We start from the raw sequence: 20,102 nt of genomic DNA, 5'->3' as shown, positions 1-20,102 counted from the left end.
CCTATTCCTCGCAAACAATATTAAGGGATCGGGCAAGGCTCAAGGCCAGTCCGACTCCATTTTCGTACATCCTTTCTACGGACCCGGGCATTGCCCCAGTCCTTGGCCCAGGAACCATTCCCCATTCCTCAAAAATCTCTTCGGCGCCGCTTATTACCTTGGCGCCCTCTTCGGCCAGCTTTCTGGTCCCCACCCCCAGAGAGGAGGAAACCCCCGCGGAGGCTGTCATCAGGTCCCTGCCCTGTTCCAGGGCAAACCGGGCAGTTATCAGTGCCCCGGATCGCTGGGGCGCCTCCACTATCAGCACGCTCCGGGCAAGGCCGGAAATGATCCGGTTCCGGGCGGGAAAAGTCCAGCTCCGGGGCCCCATTTCCGGGGAAAATTCACTCACCAGGGAGCCCCCAGCTTCAAGGATACGCCCTGCCAGAGGCCGGTTCGAAGCGGGGTAGATCTGGTCCAGCCCGGAACCCAGCACTGCCACCGTAGGCGCCCCGCCGTCCAGGTTACCCCGGTGGGCCAGGGCGTCGATACCCAGGGCCAGGCCGGAAACCACCACGGCACCTCCCCGGGCAAGGTCCCGGGATATATCGTAGGCCTGGGCCGCAGCCTGCCCGGAAGGCCGCCGGGTTCCCACCACTGCGATCAGGGGCTTTTCCGGGTCCGGCAGTATCCCCCGGAAAAAGAGCAGAGCCGGGGGATCCCAAAGCTCCCGGAGCAAAGGCGGGTACCGGGGATCCCCATGGGATACCCAGGCAATGCCCCGCAGCCGCCCCAGGGAAGCGTCCCGTTCAGCCAGACCCCGGAGGGTGCCCATATCCCAGGGAGCTTGCAAGGGCCGGTTTATAAGGGCTTCAACATCCTTCTTTGAAAGTATGGTAAAATCCCCCTCCCGGTCAAATTTTTCACCCAGGAATATTTTTTCCCGGCTGCCCAGGCCAGGAATACGGTTAATGATCAGATCCAGCAAACCCCTTTTATTCATATAACCTGTCCAATACCAACTGCCGGTTTACCTGGGCCTCGTTCCGTTTATCAGGATCCTTGGTAAAGGAAACAATGTCTTCGTAGACCTTCACCGCCTCGGTGAAGGATTCGGTCATGACATAGGCCCTGGCCAGGACAAACATGGCGTCCGTATCGGGGCTGATTGCCAAATTTTTCTGCAAATAGGGTATGGCCTCCCTGGGCCGGTTCAGTTCAAAGACATAGAGCACTGCCAAGCCGTACATGGGCTTCACATAACGCTCGTCCAGGGATAGTGCCCTAAGGTGGCCCTCTTCGGCAAGGGCATAGTAGCGCTCCCGGGCCTCTCCGGGCGCCCCGTTAAAATCCAGGGCGGACTTGGCCATTACCCCGGCGGAAATTCCCACCTGGTAAAACAGGGAGGCATCTGTGGGCTTATAATAGATGGCCCGCTCCAGGGCGTCCAGGGCCTCACCATGGAGCCCCTTGTCCTGGAGCCGGTTAGCCAGTATCTTCCAGTAAACCCCGGTCTGGGCGGCGTCTTTAACATGCTGCTGGATCTTGGTTTCATAGGCCCGTATGGCGGTCCGCAGGCCCTCAATGGTTTCCGGGGGACCGTTCTGGGGATTAAAGGAAATTATCTCCCTGGCCAGGGCGTCCCGGCCCTTGCTCCGCTGGCGTCCGATATAGGTAAACAATCCTGTAGCAATGAGGATAATTACAATAATGCCAACGACCATTTCCTTTTTGACTTTCATAAAACCCCTATGCTTTATCAGAACTCCTTAAAGCTTTCAATTTCGGCCGGTACCGTTTCAAACTATCCTTAAGCAAGGACATATCAACATGGGTGTAAATCTGGGTGGTCGCCAGATCCACGTGCCCCAAAAGTTCCTGAACTGAACGGAGATCCGCCCCCCCGGCCAGGAGTTCCGTGGCAAAACTATGCCGCAGGGTATGGACCCTGGAACTGGTCCCCGCAAGACCCGCCAGGGCTGCGTAGTTCCTCCATATCCCCTTTCGGGAAAACCGTTTGCCGGTCCTTCCCAGGAAAAGCGCCGGGCTCCGGCTGCTTTTCGCCAACTTGGGCCGACCGTCCTCCAGATAGCGCTTAAGCCACCGGGCAGCTTCCCCGCCAAAGGGGACCAGCCGCTCCCTATTGCCCTTTCCCCGAACCCGGGCAATGCCCTCGGGAAAGTACAGATCCCTGATATTCAGGGAAACCGCTTCGGAAATCCGCAGGCCCGAAGAATAGATAAGCTCAAAGATCGCCCTGTCCCTTAAGCCCCGGGGATTTTCGGGATCCGCCATGGCAAGAACGTTTTCAACCCCCTCCTGGGAGAGCAGTTCCGGCAGGCGCTTGCTCCTCCGGGGAGGCTCCAGGATGGATGCAGGGTTATCATCCCGTAATCCTTCATCCCCAATATACCGGAAGAAGGATCGAAGAGCGGAAATTGCTTTAGCGGTGGAACGGGAATCTATGCCGTCCCGTTCCCGCCGCTCCTCAAGGTACCGGGAAATCGAAAGGGAATCCACGGTTTCCACCTTAAGACCCGCGGTTTCCAGCCATTCCAGAAAACGCTTCGCCTCAAAGCAATAGGTCTGGGCGGTCAGAAGGGAACGGTGTTCCAGAGCAAGGAGCCTGGATTTGAAATGCCCCAACAAATCAGGCCGCGGCACCTAGAGTTCCCTGTTATCTGAACCGGTTTTCTCGCTTTTCCCCTTCTCAAATTGAAGCAAATACTCTCTGTCCCGGTAAATCGCCGGCACATTGTAATAGTCTTCATGATTGCTCTTCCGGGAAGAATCAAAAAAATCATCCTGCCCGTTACGGGGCTTAGATGCCTGCTTGGAATGGTTGGTCACCTTTTCCCATTCGGAAAAATGGAGAAAGTCTTCATCCTTAGGCTTGGTCCCTTCCTGGGCGTTTGGGAGTTCCGCTTCCTTGATATTATCTCCCCGGAAGCCTGTGGCAATAACCGTTACCTGGATCTTATCCTCATGGGTAGCAGTGAAGGCGGTTCCGTATTTGATCAACACATCGGGGTCAGCTTTTTCTCTAACATAATTAACGATATCCTGAACTTCAAACACCGAGATATCAGCACCTCCGGAAATATTAACCAGGATGTGATGGGCTCCGGCAATGGTAGTATCCTTGAGCATGGGATTATCAATAGCCTTGGAAGCCGCATCCAGAGCACGGTTGTCCCCGGTCCCGGTCCCTATACCCATAAGGGCATCCCCCTGGCCGAGCATGGCGGTTTTAACATCCGCAAAGTCAACATTAACATCCCCGGGAGTGGTGATAAGGTCTGCAATGCCCTGTACTCCCTGACGGAGTACATCATCGGCCTTGAGGAAGGCTTCCTTCATCGTAGTTTTCTTGTCGATTATTCCCATGAGATGCTCATTAGGGATAATGATGAGGGTATCCACCGCTTCCCGCATCTTGTTGATCCCCTCTTCGGCAAGCTGCATCTTTTTTTGACCCTCAAAAGTGAAGGGTGTGGTTACCACACCAACCGTGAGCGCCCCGTTTTCCCGGGCAACCTGGGCGATTACCGGGGCTGATCCGGTACCGGTGCCCCCACCCATGCCGGCGGTAACAAAAACCATGTCCGCCCCTTTCAGGACATTGGCCACAGAATCCCTGTCCTCCATGGCGGCTTTTTCCCCCACATCAGGGTTGCCCCCCGCTCCCAGGCCGGAGGTGAGCTTGGACCCAATGGGCAATTTTGTCTCGGCCTTATTCAGGTTCAGCGCCTGCTGATCCGTATTGGCCGCGATAAAATGTACCTGCTGCAAACCGTGTTCGATCATACGGTTCACCGCATTGCACCCGCCACCTCCGGCACCGATAACCTTGATAATCGTCGGCCTCGGCCCCATCACTGTCTCTTCATGTACCTCAAGATTCAACATTTCGTTCCCCCCCGCATCATTTTTTGATGTATTTTTTTAAGGCGTTCCCTGCGCCTTTTATAGACCTTTAGAACAATTCTTTTTTCAACCATTCACCTATTTTATTAAAAATAGATTTCCCCCCTTTCCGGGGAATCTTAGGATCAAGTCCCCGTTCAGGAACTTTAATGCCCTCCCGGATATTCCCTTCCAGAACCAGTCCCACTGCGGTAGCGTAAATCGGACTTTGGTACTTTTCATGAAGCCCCCCAAGGGACAGGGGGTTACCGATCCGTACAGGCAACTTGAATATCCGGGTTGCCAGTTCAACGGCCCCCAAAAATTCTGCGCCCCCCCCGGTAAGCACAATCCCGCCGCCCAGCGGCCGGGGCAGAGAAAGACTGTCTAACTTATCCTGGACCAAACGGAATATTTCCGCCAGCCGAGGCCGCACTATTATTGCGATTTGAGATTTTGGAATAGGCATCGGAGGCCGTCCGCCCATACCCTCAATGATAATATCCTCATCCCTTTCCAGCATTTCTGCAATACAACATCCGGTGTCGATCTTAGCCTTCTCGGCATTTTCAAAAGAAATATTCTTCACTGCTGAAATATCACGGGTAATTTCTGATCCCCCAAGGGGGATGGAAATGGTTGAATAGGGAGCACCCTGGCAGTAAACCATCACGTCCGTGGTGCCTCCCCCAAGATCAACCAGTGCTACACCCAATTCTTTTTCTTCTTCGGTCAAAACCGCCCGGCCCGCTGCCAGGGTTTGCAGCACCAGATCGTTAACCCGGAATCCTGCACGGTTAACGCACTTAATCAGGTTCTGGGCGCTGTTGGCGGAACAGGTAATGATATGCACTTCTGCTTCCAGGCCTACCCCGATAAAATTCATAGGATCCTTGATACCCCGCTGCTTATCCACAATAAAAGTTTGGGGTATCACTTCCAGTATTTGCCGATCCATGGGGAAAACCATAGCCCGGGCAACTTCAAGCACCCGGTTTATATCCTCAGGCCCTATTTCCCGGTTTTGCTTTTCGTCCCGGCTCCTGCCTGTCACCGCCACCACACCCCGGGAATTTACCCCGTCGATATGGTTCCCCCCAATGCCGGCCCAGCAGGAATGTACTTCCCGGCCGCTCATCATCTCAGCCGCATCAATAGCTGCGGACACCGACTGAAGGGTTGCCTCAATATTTACCACCACACCTTTTTTCAATCCCGTGGAAGGGCTGATCCCAACACCGGTAATTTCAATAGTTCCCTTTTCGGTCCGCTCGCCTATCACGGCGCGGGTGCTGGTGGTTCCTATATCAAGGCCCACAACTAATCCATCATTAGCCAAGGGATGCCTCCTTCCTGATATACGAGGCGGTACCGGTTCTGAAATCAATTTCATCCACCGCCACCCCCTGTTTTATAAATACATCGATAAGCAGAAGCATATACCGAAGCGTTTCCTGGGTTAATTCATTACCCACCCGAATCTTTACCGGATAATGTACCGGATACAGGACCAGATCAAACCCGTCATAGGGCCTTCGATTCACCTGGATTTCTGAAAGGGTTCCCAAAAGTTCCGGATCGGAATTGTTTAACCGGGCCAGGTCGGAAAGAAATTTCTGAAACACTGAAGGCAGCTTCATTCCCAGGGAGGGATTCTCAAACACCAGCCCTGAAATAATCGGCAGTCTTTCTAACGGTTTATCTCCATCAATTCCGATTTTAAAAACCACACCAAACCTGTCAAAAAACACCGGCTCTATCAAGCCATTTACCGGCGCCAACGCCATGGCCACTGCCTTACGGGGCTCCAGGGCTATTTTAACCGTATCGGGAAACTGCCTGGTTACCCGGGCTGACTCCACTTGGTATAGGGCGCCCAGGGAAAGCTCGGCGCCACGGATATCCACGGTCATGTAGGAACTGTGTATCCCGATTCCCGCCTGGGCCAGCACCGTCCCTCGATCCAGTTCAGGAATTCCGGATATATCAATTACCGCCAAGGGCATACAGGGAGTTATCCCTAAAACCCAGATAAGTTCACCTGCCAGAATTATTGCAAGGACTACCAATGCCCCCTTGAGCCGTTTGTTCATCTTTGCATGAACAGGGTGATCCTCCGGCAGGGCGCTGTCAAAAATATACCCATCAGACATGGCTGGCCTCCCTTTTTCGGGAAATATTGACAATGATCCCTGCAATCAGCAAGGTTACTATCAGCGAAGAACCGCCTGCTGAAAAGAACGGCAGGGGAACCCCTGTGGCGGGCACAGCCCCGGAAACCACAGCAATATTGAGCAGCGCCTGGGAACTGATAACGGTAACCAGGCCGCAGCCCAAAAGGCGTCGGAACATATCATCGGCCTTCAAAGCCGCCCGGTAGCCCTGGACGGTAAATACAATAAACAGGGCATAAAACAGGATAACCCCGACCAAGCCCGCCTCTTCCGAAAATGAAGAGAAAATAAAATCCGACTGTATTTCAGGGACACTGGCAATTTTTCTGGTGCCTTGCCCCAAGCCCTTGCCTAAAACCCCTCCTGAGCCTATGGAAAGCAGGGAAGAGTGAACCTGGTACCCTGCGCCCTGGGGTTCCCAGTCGGGGATAAAATAACTTATCACCCGGCTGATCCGGTGCGCCTTAGAAAGTATCAGATAAGCTGACAAGGGCGTCAAAATTACTGCGGCGGCAATAAAATAGCGATACCATATCCCGGAAAGATAAAATATAACCAGCGCATTAATAGCAAGAAATAAGGCAGTTGAAAAATTATTCTGAAGATAAATTAAAATGAAAAACAGTACCGTTATCAAAATAGGAGGTAATATTCCTGAAACCAGAGAATTTATGCGATCCTGTTTCTTACTGAAAATATGGGCCAGATAGAATGGCAGGGTCAGTTTAACCAGCTCAGAGGGCTGGAAGGTACCGGAAGCCCCAATTTTTATCCACCGGGCGGCGCCGTTCTTTTTTGCCCCGATTCCGGGCAGCAGCGCAAAGAGGCAGAGCAGGGCGGTGATCGCCACTATGGGAACCACCAGTTTTCGCACAGAATCCAGGTTTACCCAGGATGCGACAAAGAAAGCCACTACACCCACAAGGGCGTACAAAAGCTGCCGGTTGACAAAGTACATACCTTGCTTAAAGAAGCGTTCCCCGTAGGCATAGGACGCAGAATAGAGAGTCACCAGGCCTACCCCGGTCAAGAGAAAGATGGTGGCGATTAAAATGTGGTCTGAACGGGGCCGGAATCCCGTCTTTTCGGCGTTAAAGGTTTGCATCATTGTATCTTCAGTGTTGACAGGGCTATTATGATAAACAGGCCCCCGAGGATCCAGAACCGGATGACCACCTTGGTCTCCGCCCATCCTGATTTCTCGAAATGGTGATGAAGGGGCGCCATTTTAAAGACCCGCTTCTTCCGCAATTTAAAAATGAGCACCTGGATAATCACCGATGCCGCTTCCAGCACAAATACTCCGCCTATAATCAGAACAAGTATCTCTTTTTTAATAATCAGGGAAATTGTGGCAATAACCCCTCCCATGGAGAGGCTTCCCACATCGCCCATAAAAACTTCCGCCGGGTGGGCATTATGCCACAGAAAACCTATGCAGGACCCTACCAGGGCAAAGCAGAACACCGTAAGCTCACCGCCCCCGAGAATATAGGGTATCCCCAGGTAGGAGGAATAATCCGACCGACCGGAAATGTAGGTCAGGATAGCCAAAGCAATACACACTAAAATTAACAGCCCCGAAGCAAGTCCATCTAGGCCGTCAGATAGGTTTACTGCGTTAGATTCTCCTACCAGCAGCAATACTGCGAATGGTATCCACCAAACTCCCATATCCACCACCGGGTTTTTAAAGAAGGGCACGTACAGATCCGTGATACCCTCTTCTCCTGAATTGTACAGTATCAGTGTAACCGTTATGGCTACCGCGAACTGGCCTACCAGCTTTGCCCAGACAGGAAGCCCGTCGGAGTTATGTCGCCGTACCTTGATGATATCATCCGCAAACCCGATTATCCCGAAGGCGATAAAGGCGCCCAGGGTAAGCCAAACCTTTCCGTTATCCAGATCCATCCACAGCAAAACTGAAATGAGCGTAGAAAAGATGATGATCACCCCGCCCATGGTGGGGGTCCCGTCCTTCTTCAAATGGGTAGCCGGGCCATCATCCCGTATGGGCTGGCCTATCTTAAGTTTCTTCAGGGCCAGAATAAGATGAGGCCCGAACACAAAGGACAGAAGCAGGGTAGTCAGGGCGGCATAGGCGCCCCGGAAGGTGAGGTACTGAAACACGTTAAGGGGGGTAAAGTATTTAACCAAGGGATAGATAAATTCCAAAAACATTTATGCTCCTCCCCTCATGCTCTCAAGTTCCGTACCATTTCTGCCGATAGATACGATATGGGTAAAACCGGATACCTGATATACCGAAGCCCCAGAGTGAAACCGGACGGCCCCTTTACCAACAACCCTGCGTTGTAAGTAGCGCTCAGCCATCGGTCCTCCCGCGGCCGGCCTCAATCCGGACCTGTAATACATCTTCGGGCTGCTTTTTCATAAGCCCCAGTTCTTCAATGGCGATATGTTCTATCCGCTCCGCAGAGGACAGCAATCCTATTCCTGCAATAAGCCGCTTATTGCTCTCAATCCATTCTTCCTGTACCACCTCAAGCCGGCGCACATCCCGCTGAAGAGCTGTGTAACGGCGGGCTTGCCAAACTGATCCTGCCAGGAACAGGGGAAGGGTCAGGACAAATACATACAGTGATACAAACCGCCTCATGGCTGTCCATCCTCATTAAATATTTTTTCCACAACCCGCAGCTTGGCGCTCCGGGAAGCTGGATTTTTTCGGGCTTCTTCCTGATCCGGGGCAACAGCCTTCCGGGTCAGAAGATTGACAAAGCGGTGTCCCGTACATCTACATATCGGCGTTTCAGGAGGGCAGGTACACTCCTTGTTCTTTTCCCGGAAGAAATTTTTTACCTTCCGGTCCTCCAGGGAGTGGAAACTGATAACTCCCATTCGCCCCCCTACTTTCAGGGAATTCAGGGCGGACTCCAGCAATTCCAGCAGCCGACCCAATTCCCCGTTCACCGCGATCCTCAGGGCCTGGAAGGTCTTGGTAGCCGGATGAGCCCTCCCCCGGCGGTATTCCGCCGGGACAGCCCGGCTTACAATCTCCGCCAGTGCCGCGGAACCTGTGATGGCTCCTTGGGACCGGGTTTCCACGATTGCCCGGGCTATACGCCGGGAATACCGTTCTTCCGCATTATTGTAGATCAGGTCCGCCAGTTCCTTTTCAGGAAGCCGGGCAATCAGGTCCGCAGCGGTATCCCCGCTACTGATATCGATACGCATATCCAGGGGTTCATCTTTCCTGAAACTGAAGCCCCGGCCGGATTCCTCGTAATGGTACATACTCACCCCAAGATCAATGAGGATGGTATCGGGCTTTTCAACAGCCCCCAGGGCGGCGAAATAATCATGGGACCAGCCGTTATAGAAAGTAATTCGATCCTCGAATTCCTGAAGTCGCTCCCGGGCTTTTTCCTGAATAGCCTTATCCGCGTCTATCCCCACAACCCTGAGGGTGGGGAACCGGGACAGGAAGGCATAGCTATGCCCGCCTTCACCCTGGGTGGCATCCACCATCAGTTCCCCATCGGAACGGGGGGCGAGGTATAAGATTGTCTCTTCCAGTAAAACCGGAACATGGACCGCAGTCATTTTCAGGTTATTCCTTTTCATCCGTTTTAAAGAGCCTTAGGGCTCCCATCTGCCGCATAGCTTCCTGGGTTCTCGCACGATTCTCCTTCAAGTATGCATAAAAGAATTCGGCGTCCCATATTTCAAGATGGTTCTCCGCATTCATCACCAGACAGTCCCTGGTCAAACCAGCATACTTCCTGATGGCCGGCGGTATGGCGACACGACCGGACTTATCTATTTCTCCCACCTGGGCGGGAAGAATGTACTGATACTGGATCAGGTTGTACTCTTCCTCATTCAGGGTTTCAGAATCCATCAACTTCCCGGAAAACAGCTCCCAGGCAGTGGGGGTCATGATATAGACACTGGGCTGCATACCCTGGGTAATGACAAGCTGGCCCCGGGCATATTTCTCCCGTATCTGCGCAGGAATGCTCACCCGGCCTTTGTCATCTAAAGTGCTTTCAAATGTCCCGGTTTCTATTACCATACCACATTTTCCTATTAATTTCCACGATTACCCACTATATGCCATTATTTATACTTCAAATGAAAAGGTCAATAAGGTTTTTTGGAAAAAACGTTATAAATAGTAAAATAAAATTCTTTCTACTAAACGTACGTATGGTACAGGGTAAAGCTTGCCCTGGATCCGGCCGCCTGCTATGATTTGCCCATGGGAATTGGAACTGAACGGGAGGGAAATATTCACCGGGCCTTGAAATTCCGCTACACCGGGATTGAAGGGGAAACCGAGGTCCCCCGGGGAGGCTATGTCTGTGATGGAATAAGCTCCTATGGGGAAATGATCGAAGTCCAGACCGGAAGTTTCGGCCCTTTAAAGGAAAAAATCCCCGAACTGCTCCGCTTGGGGCCGGTACGGCTCATCCACCCGGTCATTATCAGCAAAATAATTGAAACCAGGGACAGCCGGAAAAAACTCATCCGCCGTCGGAAAAGCCCCCGCAAGGGCACAGCCTGGGACCTTTTCAAGGCCCTGGTCTATGCCCCGGAACTGCCCCGCCTGAAGGGGCTCACTTTGGAAATTGCCCCGGTGGATGTGCTGGAAAAGCGTATTTTAGACGGAAAGGGTTCCTGGCGGCGCAAGGGGGCGAGCATTACCGATAAGAGCATAGCCGAATACCATGAGTCCATTGTGCTTTCAGGATTAAAAGAATACCGCCAGTTTGTACCTTTTAAGAAAACTGAAATCTTTACGGTCCGTGGTTTGGCAGAAAAGACAAGTATAACACCGGAAATAGCAGGAAAAACCCTCTATGTCCTAACCAAGCTCAATATTACAGAGCGGGTCGGAAAAGAGGGCAATGCCTGGGTATACCGAAAAAAATGAGCAACTTCGCCCTAAGGCGAATGAGCCGCCCTACTCTTTGATGTTGTACTTCTTGCGGAACCGCTCGATACGGCCTGCAGTGTCCACCAGCTTCTGCTTGCCCGTAAAGAAGGGGTGGCAGGAAGAGCAGATTTCAACCTTAAGGTCCTTGGCGGTAGAACGGGTTTCAATCACGTTCCCGCAGGCGCAGGTGATTTTTGTCAGCTCATACTTGGGATGTATCTTCTCTTTCATCTATATCAATCCTCCAGTGCGATCTTTTCTTTGTTCAGAATGATACATTCTGACCCTTAATCCATGCCGGCTGAGCCGGTGTTCATTGACCTAAGGAATGCTTCATTATTCTTGCTTTTCTTCATTCTGTCAACCAGGAGTTCCATGATCTCGATATCGTCCATGGGGTTAATAACCTTCCTGAGTATCCATATTTTCTGGAGCTGTTCCTCTGCCAGGAGCAGTTCCTCCTTCCGGGTGCCGGATTTCTTGATATTGATCGCCGGGAAGAGCCTACGGTCGGAAATGCGCCGGTCCAGGTTGATTTCCAGATTGCCGGTGCCCTTGAATTCTTCAAAGATAACTTCGTCCATGCGGCTGCCGGTCTCTATCAGGGCGGTGGAGATGATGGTCAGACTGCCCCCTTCCTCAATGTTCCGGGCGGCCCCGAAAAAGCGCTTGGGCTTGTGGAGGGCGTTGGAGTCCACGCCCCCTGAGAGTATCTTTCCCGACATGGGCACGGTCTGGTTATAGGCCCGTGCCAGCCGGGTAATTGAGTCCAGAAGTATGACCACGTCCTTTTTATGCTCCACCAGGCGCTTGGCCTTTTCCAGGACCATTTCGGTTACCTGGACATGGCGGCTGGCCTGTTCGTCAAAGGTGGAGGAGATAACCTCAGCCCGGACCGTACGTTCCATGTCGGTCACTTCCTCGGGACGCTCGTCAATGAGGAGCACGATGAGGTAGACCTCGGGGTGGTTTTTAGTGATGGCATTGGCGATCTTCTGCATCATGATGGTCTTCCCGGTCCGGGGAGGGGCCACGATCAGGGCCCGCTGGCCTTTCCCAATGGGGCAGAAGAGGTTGATCACCCGCTCGCTGATGCCTTCGGTGGTGGTCTCCAGGTCCAGTATCTTATTGGGGTACAGGGGGGTCAGGTTGTCAAAGGGGATGCGGTTCTGGGCCACCGTGGGGTCGTCGTAGTTCACGGTCTCCACCCTGAGCATGGCAAAGAAGCGTTCGCTTTCCTTGGGGCTGCGGATCTGACCGTAGACCGTGTCCCCGGTTTTCAGGGCAAAGAGCCGTATCTGACTGGGGCTGATGTAGATGTCGTCCGGCCCGGGAAGGTAAGAGTTCTGGGGGCTGCGGAGGAAGCCGTAACCGTCGGGGAGTATTTCCAGGGAGCCGTAGGCGTAGATGATGCCCCCCCGCTCGGTGTGGGCCTTGAGAATGATAAAGATGACTTCCTGCTTTTTCAGGGCCACCATGTCCTCGTGGGAGATATTGTAGCAGGCTGCCAGCTCCCGCAGGTCTATCATGTTGAGCCGGATAAGCTCGTTGATGGAAAGCCGGGGCTTGCCGTTATCCTGATCCAGCCGGGGTTCCGGTTTGCCGTAGATATCCGGCATGGAGGGCAGCTTGGGTATGGCCGGCAGGGGAAGCCCAGGCGCCGTACCTTGAGGGGCGCCCTGGGGCGAAGCATCCTGGGACGCAGAAACCTGGTCTTCAGTACCGTTCTCCCGGGACCCCATGCTCTGCATGGGTTGGGCCCCGGAGGAGTTAAAATTCCCCTGATTAGCCCCCCCATAGGGCCGCCGTCCCCGGGGTCTGCCCTGGCCCGGTGAGGCATAGGCGCTCTCATTCCAGGCATTGCCATTTTCAGAAAACCTTCCCGGGTTTTCCCGGGAAGAGGGGGTCCGACGGGGCTTGGTACGGACCACAATGGTCTTGCCATTTCCCCGTTCAGATCCATAATCATCCTGGCCTAATTGGGTTGACTGGGCATATCCGGACTCTGTATCCCCCTCACCGGGATTTTGCAGCACCCTATCCGGCTCTGAACCTTCAAAGGAATGAAGATCACCTTGGGAGTCATAGGACTGATCGGCGGAAAAATCCCCCTGGGCTGATTCGTCCTTATCAAAACCCGGTAGTTCATCGTGATTCGCTGTTTTGGAATTTCGACTCTTTCGTATAATTGCCATGGAAAAACTCCGTCTCTCCGCTTCACGTTCATAACTGAACGGAACAAGAATTGATGTGATAAATGCGGTAACCGCAGGTGGATAATTTATTCTTACGCGCTTTCAAACGTGCTCGTTTCCTGTTAGATTTTTTCTTTGAAAGGAATACACCATAGAAAAGTTTCAATACCTAATTATTAATAATAGTCTACCCCCTGGCCTCATTTATGTCAAGCGTTTCAAGCCCTAATCTTATTTAAATTCAAAATCGTCCTTGTTATAGAGAATTTCGGTTTTTATTTCACTAATAGGCAGCCACTGAACCACAAAGGAGAGTTCGGTATTGAATTTGTAATTCTGCTTATCCCCGGGAGGCAAATAGGGGGACAGGGTGACATCCAGCTTAGCATTCCAGTCTCCCAGATAGTGCAGAAGGGCTAAATGAAAGGATTTTAGCTTAAATCCAGAGCTGCGCCGCAGTTCCTCATCGTCAAATCTGAAGGAATTTATGAGATCCGTAAATATATTTGCCTCCCCGTTCCTGGGAAGATCCTCCGGGACATCAAAAATAGGCCAATCCCGGAAATACCGGAATATCACCGAATTAGCCGATGTGGTTCCCAGGGTGATATCGATAAATTTGCCGATTCCCAGGGTAAAATTCAGGCCAAAATTGAAACTGGAGTTGGTATACTGCTGTAAATTGAAATTTAAGGCAGAATTAAGGTTAAGCGAAAAAGCAAGCCGCTGGCGCCAGAGATTTTCCTTTTTAAAAGTTTGGTTATACCCCAACCTGAATTCTCGGGGATTAAAAGACGGGTCTTTTGAGGCAACCCACTGGTATCCGCTGGTCGAGCCTGACCTGGGCTCAAGGGTATAGGTGTTTGAATTGGTCATTGTATAGGAGGCAGTCAGGCCGTAGAAGCTTAAATTCGAGGTCATACTGTCAAATTCATCCTTTTCCGGATCGTAGACCACATTCTGAGAAACATAAAAGGAAGTGTTAAACCGCAGGGTTTCGGTGAACCGCAGGGGATCAAAGACCGGATCATCAAAAGGCTCCTTAACCTTCCCGTTAAAATTGGTTTCGCTGACCCAAATCCGGGCGGTGGCGTCTCCGGTCATGAGGCCGTCCTCCGGGGGCAGATCCGCAGTTACCGTAAGGGTCTGCACCTTGTTCATCACCGAAGCCTGAATATTAGCCGCAGCCCGGTGGGTTTCCAGATCGTCCTTATTATACCAGTCACCGTAGACAACATCCCAAGAGGCTTCCTTGGGGTCATTTTTTTCGGTACCCTCAAGGACAGATTTGGCAATAAGCCCCTTTAGGGTATATTGAAAATTTGTATTACCCCAAACAGTACTCTGGTAGAAAGGCCGTATAGTTTCGGTAAATTCCGAGCTGGTGGTAAACGAGCTCTGGCCCATGGCCCGTATTTTGGCGGAATTGATCCTGCTCTGGTCAGGCTCCCGGATTCCCCCTACAACTTTGGTGTACTCCCCCGCTTCTTCATTAATATACCCATATTCCTGCCAGGAGCCGCTTCCGGAAATCCGGATGGTGGTGGTAACGATATTGTTCAGATCCGCCAGGGTAAAGGTGGTACTGCTGTCCATTCTGGAACTGGTCAGAATAGAAGCAATATCGTCCCACTCTATATCCTCAGGCTCGACCCAGTTACTCGAATCGGAGTTAAACTTAAGCTCCGTTGCACTGGTGGGGGTAAGCTGATAGGCGATGGAAAAACGCAGCCCCGAAGCTGATGGAAGATCAAAACGCTGATTTAAGACCGGGGGAGTTAAAGTTGTAGCCCGCGTTTCCGCCTTGGCTTCCTCGGCCCCGGAGCCCCAAGGCGAAACGGGGATGCCCAGACCCATGAAGGGATCCGGCGCCTCAGCAGGCAGCACTCCTTCAAGGGCGGGAGTTCCCTGCGAGGCGGTTTGCCGACCCTGGCCGCTGGTGAGGGTCAGGGGGGTTCCCTGTATTGAGGCGCTTAGGGAATAGATAGTAAATTTATCGGGGAAGAAAAAGGTTCGGTTCGGAGAAACGCTTTCCTGGTACTTCGTAGAATTCCGGTAATTAAAGGAAACAAAACTGGAAAGGCTGGAGATCGAGATATTGGAGACATAAGGGGACAGTATCGGCAGGGAAAGCGAGGAGGAACCGCTCAAGCGCCATTCATAGGAACCCAATACATTTTTGGTAAGCTCCTCTTCGACATTCTGTTCCGTTGAGTTGCCTTCTTTTAACATATTGATATAGTCCATCTCTTCACTGCGGTTTAAGAAATCCCGGTCCACAAAAGGGTCGGAATAATGGGGCAGATTCCAGTTAAAGGAACCGTATTTCCCCGACAGAGAACCATTGTTAATCATCCTGAACCGGAAGGGCGCCTCCCAATCGCCGATATGGGAGCTATTCCAGTCACTGGTTCCGTCATACCGGGGAAAGGGGGTATAGATATCGTTATCTCCTATTTTATAAATATCCCGGGTACGGCCCACCCCCAGGGAGAAATTGTATTCACCGAAAACTCCCTTTTTGGGGAGCGCAAGGTTGGTTCCCATGTACATCCCCAGGTTCGTATAGAAGTCCATGAGAACTGAAAGTCTGGTGGTATTGGGGTCCCGGGATTTTTTCCCCGTACTCCGCAGAAAGATTCCGTGCTGGGTCTTTTCCATGTCCGAAGAATTGCCAAGAATTTTACTGATAGAGCTACTTTCCGAGGAGGAGGAAGCCTGGGGCCGGCCCAGTATGTAGGTGGTGGTTTGGAGAAAGGTCCCTTCCCGGGTCCGGTAGCCCAGGACCGGATGGAAAATAACTTCATCTGCGGGAAAAAAGAAAAAGGGGATGTACAACACGGGTATTTCACCTACCTTGAGAAACCCGTTGAGGATTGCCCAGTCGGAGCCCGGGAGCAGCCAGAGTTTTGAAGCGGAAATAGACCAGTAGGCTTCCTCTTTACCGGCATTGGATATTTCCGCACGGCTCAGCACCGTTGCTTCCTCGGCGCTTCGGGAAATAACATTCCCTTCAAAACGATAGGTAGTTTCTTCATCAGAAAGGGATCGTTCCGAAACGCCGTCCATGAAGATACTGGACCAGTTGTCCAGATCCACCGTGATGGATTCCCCCCGGAAGGTTTCGATGGTATCCCCGGACTCTTTCACATACTCCACACCGCCAGTGGCAGAGAGCAGGTTCCGGCTCCGGTTGTAGAGAAGTTCCCAGGCTTTAATCCGGTGAACCGCGTCCCCATCCTTGAGGCTGATCACCACATTTCCCCGCAGCCGGGCGTATTCTTCGTCCACCACTTCCAGGGTAAAATACTCGGTACTCCTGGCTGCTTCAATGGTTATAACCTTGGGAGGTTTTGGCCCCCCTTCGGGCCCCTCACCGGGGGTTTCTACCAGCGCCGCAAGAAGGAAGTGCTCCCGAAGCCGGGCAGCCAAAACCTCCCGGGTCCCCCCCTCGCTCAAGCCCAGGATACGGCACCAAGCGGCCAGTTCCGACAGGGTGGATGTTTTGATATCCAGTTCCAGAATCTCCGCATCCCTGGAAGGCTTTACCGGCTCAGCCGCCGGTTCTGTCGCTGCTTCAGCCTCCGCCCCTGGCTCCCCGGTAGACGCCTCTTCAGTCAGCTCCTCCAGGGGGGATTCCAAGGAAGGTTCTACCGGAGCTTCCTGGGAATTTATAAACGATAGTGCGAGGAAGAAAAACGCTGAAATTAGAAAAATCCGGCGAGAAATACGGAGAAAGGGTATATTCATGTACGCCGGGAGGAACGGCGATGTGAACGCCGGTCCAGGATTTCCTTGATATACACCCCCGTATAGGAACGGGGATAGGCTGCAACCTCTTCGGGGGTACCAGTAACCACCAGTTCCCCTCCCCTGTCGCCCCCCTCGGGCCCCAAATCGATGAGCTGATCCGCCTGGAGCAGCACATCCAGGTTATGTTCGATCATCACCACCGTATTTCCCTGATCCACCAGGCGCTGGATCACCTCCATGAGCTGCTTCACATCCGCAAAGTGGAGCCCTGTGGTGGGTTCGTCCAGGATATAGAGGGTCCTGCCGGTGGAGCGCTTGGACAGTTCCAGGGCAAGCTTCACCCGCTGGGCCTCCCCCCCGGACAGGGTCAGGGCGGACTGGCCCAGCTTGACATAGCCCAGGCCAACCGAAAGGAGGGTATCCATCTTCCGGGCTATGTGGGGTATATATTCAAAAAATTTCGCCGCTTCCTCTATGGTCATGTCCAGCACATCGGCGATATTTTTGCCCTTGTACCGTATTTCCAGGGTTTCCTTGTTAAAGCGCTGTCCGTGGCACACATCGCAGGTGATATACACATCCGGCAGAAAGTTCATCTCGATCTTGATTGTTCCGTCCCCTGAACAGTTTTCGCAGCGCCCCCCCCGGACATTGAAGGAAAAGCGCCCGGGCTTATAACCCCGCATCTTGGCCTCAGGCAGGCTGGCGAAAAGGTCCCGGATCCCTGAAAAGACCCCAACGTATGTGGCGGGGTTGGACCGGGGGGTCCGGCCTATGGGGCTCTGATCGATATCGATCACCTTGTCGATGAACTCCGCCCCGGTAAGTTTTTTATAGGCCCCTTCGGGGTGGTTGGAGCCGTAGACCTGGTTGGATAGGGCCGGGTAGAGCACATCCGAAAGGAGGGTGGATTTTCCTGACCCGGAAACCCCGGTGATACAGGTAAACAGCCCCAGGGGTATCTCCACATCGATGTTTTTAAGGTTATGCTCCGTAACCCCCGTGAGGCGCAGGAAGTTCCCGTTCCCCTGGCGCCGCTTTTTGGGGATTTCCATGGTGAGGGTCCCTGCCAGGTATTGGCCGGTAAGGCTCTCCCCCACTTTCATCACCTCCGCAGGGGTACCCTGGGCCACCACCTTGCCCCCGTGAACCCCTGCCCCAGGCCCCAGGTCCACGATATGGTCCGCAGTACGCAGGGTCTGCTCGTCGTGTTCCACCACGATCAGGGTGTTCCCCAAATTGCGGAGATAGAGCAGGGTATCGATGAGCCGCTGGTTGTCCCGCTGATGGAGCCCGATGGAGGGCTCGTCCAGGATGTAAAGCACCCCGACAAGGCTTGACCCAATCTGTGTGGCCAGGCGTATGCGCTGGGCCTCCCCCCCGGAAAGGGTGGCGGACTTCCGTTCCAGGGTCAGGTATTCCAAGCCCACGTTTTTCATAAACCCCAGCCGGGCATTAATTTCCTTGAGTATCTGGGAGGCAATCTTCTTTTCGTTTTTGGTAAATTTCAGGGTATCGAAAAATTTCAGAGTATCGGTGACCGAAAGATTGGTAAGGTCCCAGATATTCCGCCCACCCACGGTAACCCCCAGGGCTTCAGGCTTGAGCCGCTTGCCCCCGCAGTCCTCGCAGGGCTTCTGGCTCATGAATTTTTCAAACCACTCCTTCATGTTCTCCGACTGGGTTTCCAGGTAGCGCCGTTTCAGGTCTTCCAGCACCCCGGGAAATTTCGACTGGTACTCAAAGTGGCCGGTCCGGTCCCGGTTTTCGTAGCGGACCTTTATCTCGTCCTTGCTGCCGTAGAGTATGGCATCCAGCACCTTCTTGGGCAGTTCCTTCAGGGGGGTATCCAGCTTGAACTTGTAATGCTTGGCCAGGCTTTCAAAGCGGCTGCGGTGCCAGGCACTGTCCGGGTTATAGGGGACTACCCCTCCTTCGTTAAAGGACAGGCGCCTGTCGGGGATCACCAAGGCAGGGTCGAATTCCAGCTTTGCCCCCAGGCCGGAACAGGAGGGGCAGGCGCCGTAGGGGTTGTTAAAGGAAAAAAGCCGGGGCTGAAGCTCCGGTATGGAAATCCCGCAGTCCGGGCAGGCGTTTTTCTGGCTGAAAAAAAGTTCGGAGATTCCGCCGGCGGCGGAATCTCTTGCAGAACCTCCGGTTCTGCCACCCGTTTGATCGGGGGAGCTTCCCGTTTTACCGGCCCCCTGCTGGAGCACCAGCATGATCCCGTCCGCCGCATTGAGGGCGGCTTCCACAGACTCCGCAAGCCGGGACCTGATCTCCGGGCCTATGACCAGCCGGTCCACCACGATTTCGATGGAGTGTTTCTTCTGTTTGTCCAGTTTAATAGTACTTTCTTCATCCAGGTTCACCAAAATCCCGTCTACCCGGGCCCGGGCAAACCCCGCTTTCCGGGCGTCCTCCAGTACCTTCTGGTGTTCCCCCTTTTTGCCCCGGATCACCGGGGCCAGAAGTTGGACCCGGGTCCCCTCCCCCATCTGCATGATCGTATCAATGATCTGGTCCACCGGCTGTTCCCGGATTTCCCTGCCGCACTGGGGGCAATGGGGCAGCCCTATCCGGGCAAAGAGGAGCCGGTAATAGTCGTAGATTTCCGTAACCGTGCCCACGGTAGACCGGGGATTCCGGTGGGTAGTTTTTTGTTCTATAGAAATAGCCGGGGAAAGGCCCTCGATATAGTCCAGATCGGGCTTGTCCATGCGGCCCAGAAACTGCCGGGCATAGGCGGAAAGGCTCTCCACATAACGCCGCTGCCCCTCGGCGAAGATGGTGTCAAAGGCCAGGGAGCTCTTCCCGGATCCGGAAAGGCCTGAAATAACGATTAACTTGTCCCGGGGAAGCTCCAGGTCGATGTTTTTTAAATTGTGCTCCCGGGCTCCTTTTATGATGAGCTTGTCCATGTTATAGAAGGATACTCCGGGTGGGGGGGGATTATCAAGTGCGACTTTTGACTAAACTTGACCCCAATTTAATCACCACAAAGGACACGAAGAAGAGGGGGGGCTATGATCTTTTCCTATTCACCTTTGTGTCCCTTCGTGGTAAAATTCTTCTTACTGCTTGTGCCGGGTCAAGTTTAGGCCTTTTGGAGGGGATGCCTATGACTGGCCCCGGCTAACACCGGGCTATTTTTTGCGAAAAATAGTGACTGGAATCACGATCAGCTAC

The 20,102-nt window shown here is 53.2% G+C and carries 16 protein-coding genes; 1 reads left to right on the top strand and 15 read right to left on the bottom strand.

What is annotated here, in order from left to right:
• Nucleotide 1: 1 nt before the first annotated feature.
• From dprA to TREPR_RS07205, 11 genes are all read right to left on the bottom strand, one after another.
• Nucleotides 2–982: a DNA-processing protein DprA gene (gene dprA, locus TREPR_RS07255; RefSeq protein ID WP_015707646.1), complete on the bottom strand. Its 981-nt coding sequence runs from the start codon at nt 980–982 to the stop codon at nt 2–4.
• Nucleotides 975–1,721 carry a tetratricopeptide repeat protein gene (locus TREPR_RS07250; RefSeq protein WP_015707645.1) on the bottom strand — a complete coding sequence of 249 codons (747 nt, stop codon included), beginning with the start codon at nt 1,719–1,721 and terminating at the stop codon, nt 975–977. The genes dprA and TREPR_RS07250 overlap by 8 nt, the downstream gene beginning before the upstream one ends.
• A 7-nt stretch (nt 1,722–1,728) precedes the next feature.
• Complete coding sequence (locus tag TREPR_RS07245) at nt 1,729–2,643, bottom strand: tyrosine recombinase (RefSeq protein WP_041611070.1); 915 nt, start codon at nt 2,641–2,643, stop codon at nt 1,729–1,731.
• The gene (gene ftsZ / locus TREPR_RS07240) at nt 2,644–3,888 is read right to left on the bottom strand and encodes a cell division protein FtsZ (RefSeq protein ID WP_041611069.1); all 1,245 of its coding nucleotides are present in this window, start codon (nt 3,886–3,888) and stop codon (nt 2,644–2,646) included.
• Between the two features lie 67 nt (nt 3,889–3,955).
• On the bottom strand, nt 3,956–5,224 hold the full coding sequence (gene ftsA, locus TREPR_RS07235) for a cell division protein FtsA (RefSeq protein ID WP_015707642.1): 1,269 nt from the start codon (nt 5,222–5,224) through the stop codon (nt 3,956–3,958).
• On the bottom strand, nt 5,217–6,038 hold the full coding sequence (locus TREPR_RS07230; protein ID WP_015707641.1) for a cell division protein FtsQ/DivIB: 822 nt from the start codon (nt 6,036–6,038) through the stop codon (nt 5,217–5,219). Before TREPR_RS07230 ends, ftsA begins: the two co-directional genes overlap by 8 nt.
• The gene (ftsW, locus tag TREPR_RS07225; protein ID WP_041611068.1) at nt 6,031–7,167 is read right to left on the bottom strand and encodes a putative lipid II flippase FtsW; all 1,137 of its coding nucleotides are present in this window, start codon (nt 7,165–7,167) and stop codon (nt 6,031–6,033) included. Before ftsW ends, TREPR_RS07230 begins: the two co-directional genes overlap by 8 nt.
• Nucleotides 7,164–8,243 (bottom strand): phospho-N-acetylmuramoyl-pentapeptide-transferase, encoded by a 1,080-nt coding sequence (mraY, locus tag TREPR_RS07220; protein ID WP_015707639.1) that lies wholly within the window; start codon nt 8,241–8,243, stop codon nt 7,164–7,166. Before mraY ends, ftsW begins: the two co-directional genes overlap by 4 nt.
• A 145-nt stretch (nt 8,244–8,388) precedes the next feature.
• Nucleotides 8,389–8,682 (bottom strand): FtsB/FtsL family cell division protein, encoded by a 294-nt coding sequence (locus tag TREPR_RS07215; protein ID WP_015707638.1) that lies wholly within the window; start codon nt 8,680–8,682, stop codon nt 8,389–8,391.
• A complete protein-coding gene (rsmH, locus tag TREPR_RS07210) occupies nt 8,679–9,629 on the bottom strand; it encodes a 16S rRNA (cytosine(1402)-N(4))-methyltransferase RsmH (protein ID WP_015707637.1) in 951 nt (316 codons plus the stop codon). Before rsmH ends, TREPR_RS07215 begins: the two co-directional genes overlap by 4 nt.
• A 7-nt stretch (nt 9,630–9,636) precedes the next feature.
• On the bottom strand, nt 9,637–10,101 hold the full coding sequence (locus TREPR_RS07205) for a division/cell wall cluster transcriptional repressor MraZ (RefSeq protein ID WP_015707636.1): 465 nt from the start codon (nt 10,099–10,101) through the stop codon (nt 9,637–9,639).
• A 186-nt stretch (nt 10,102–10,287) separates the two neighbouring features.
• On the opposite strand from TREPR_RS07205, the gene TREPR_RS07200 reads away from it, so the two are divergent.
• Nucleotides 10,288–10,962 carry a DUF8091 domain-containing protein gene (locus tag TREPR_RS07200; protein WP_052299707.1) on the top strand — a complete coding sequence of 225 codons (675 nt, stop codon included), beginning with the start codon at nt 10,288–10,290 and terminating at the stop codon, nt 10,960–10,962.
• A gap of 30 nt (nt 10,963–10,992) precedes the next feature.
• On the opposite strand, the gene rpmE is transcribed toward TREPR_RS07200, so the two are convergent.
• The 4 genes from rpmE to uvrA form a co-directional block, all read right to left on the bottom strand.
• Nucleotides 10,993–11,196, bottom strand: coding sequence for a 50S ribosomal protein L31 (gene rpmE / locus TREPR_RS07195; protein ID WP_015707634.1), 204 nt, complete (start codon nt 11,194–11,196; stop codon nt 10,993–10,995).
• A gap of 56 nt (nt 11,197–11,252) precedes the next feature.
• Entirely contained in the window at nt 11,253–13,160 is a 1,908-nt protein-coding gene (rho, locus tag TREPR_RS07190; protein WP_015707633.1) for a transcription termination factor Rho, read from the bottom strand.
• Nucleotides 13,161–13,391: 231 nt separating this feature from the next.
• Nucleotides 13,392–16,802: an LPS-assembly protein LptD gene (locus tag TREPR_RS07185; RefSeq protein WP_245534802.1), complete on the bottom strand. Its 3,411-nt coding sequence runs from the start codon at nt 16,800–16,802 to the stop codon at nt 13,392–13,394.
• Nucleotides 16,803–16,906: 104 nt separating this feature from the next.
• The gene (uvrA, locus tag TREPR_RS07180) at nt 16,907–19,834 is read right to left on the bottom strand and encodes an excinuclease ABC subunit UvrA (RefSeq protein ID WP_015707632.1); all 2,928 of its coding nucleotides are present in this window, start codon (nt 19,832–19,834) and stop codon (nt 16,907–16,909) included.
• Nucleotides 19,835–20,102: the final 268 nt, after the last annotated feature.

This window comes from Treponema primitia ZAS-2, from assembly GCF_000214375.1.
Lineage (GTDB): Bacteria > Spirochaetota > Spirochaetia > Treponematales > Breznakiellaceae > Termitinema > Termitinema primitia.
Note: the sequence above shows the minus strand (reverse complement) of the source record. Positions and strands in the feature narration are given on the sequence as shown.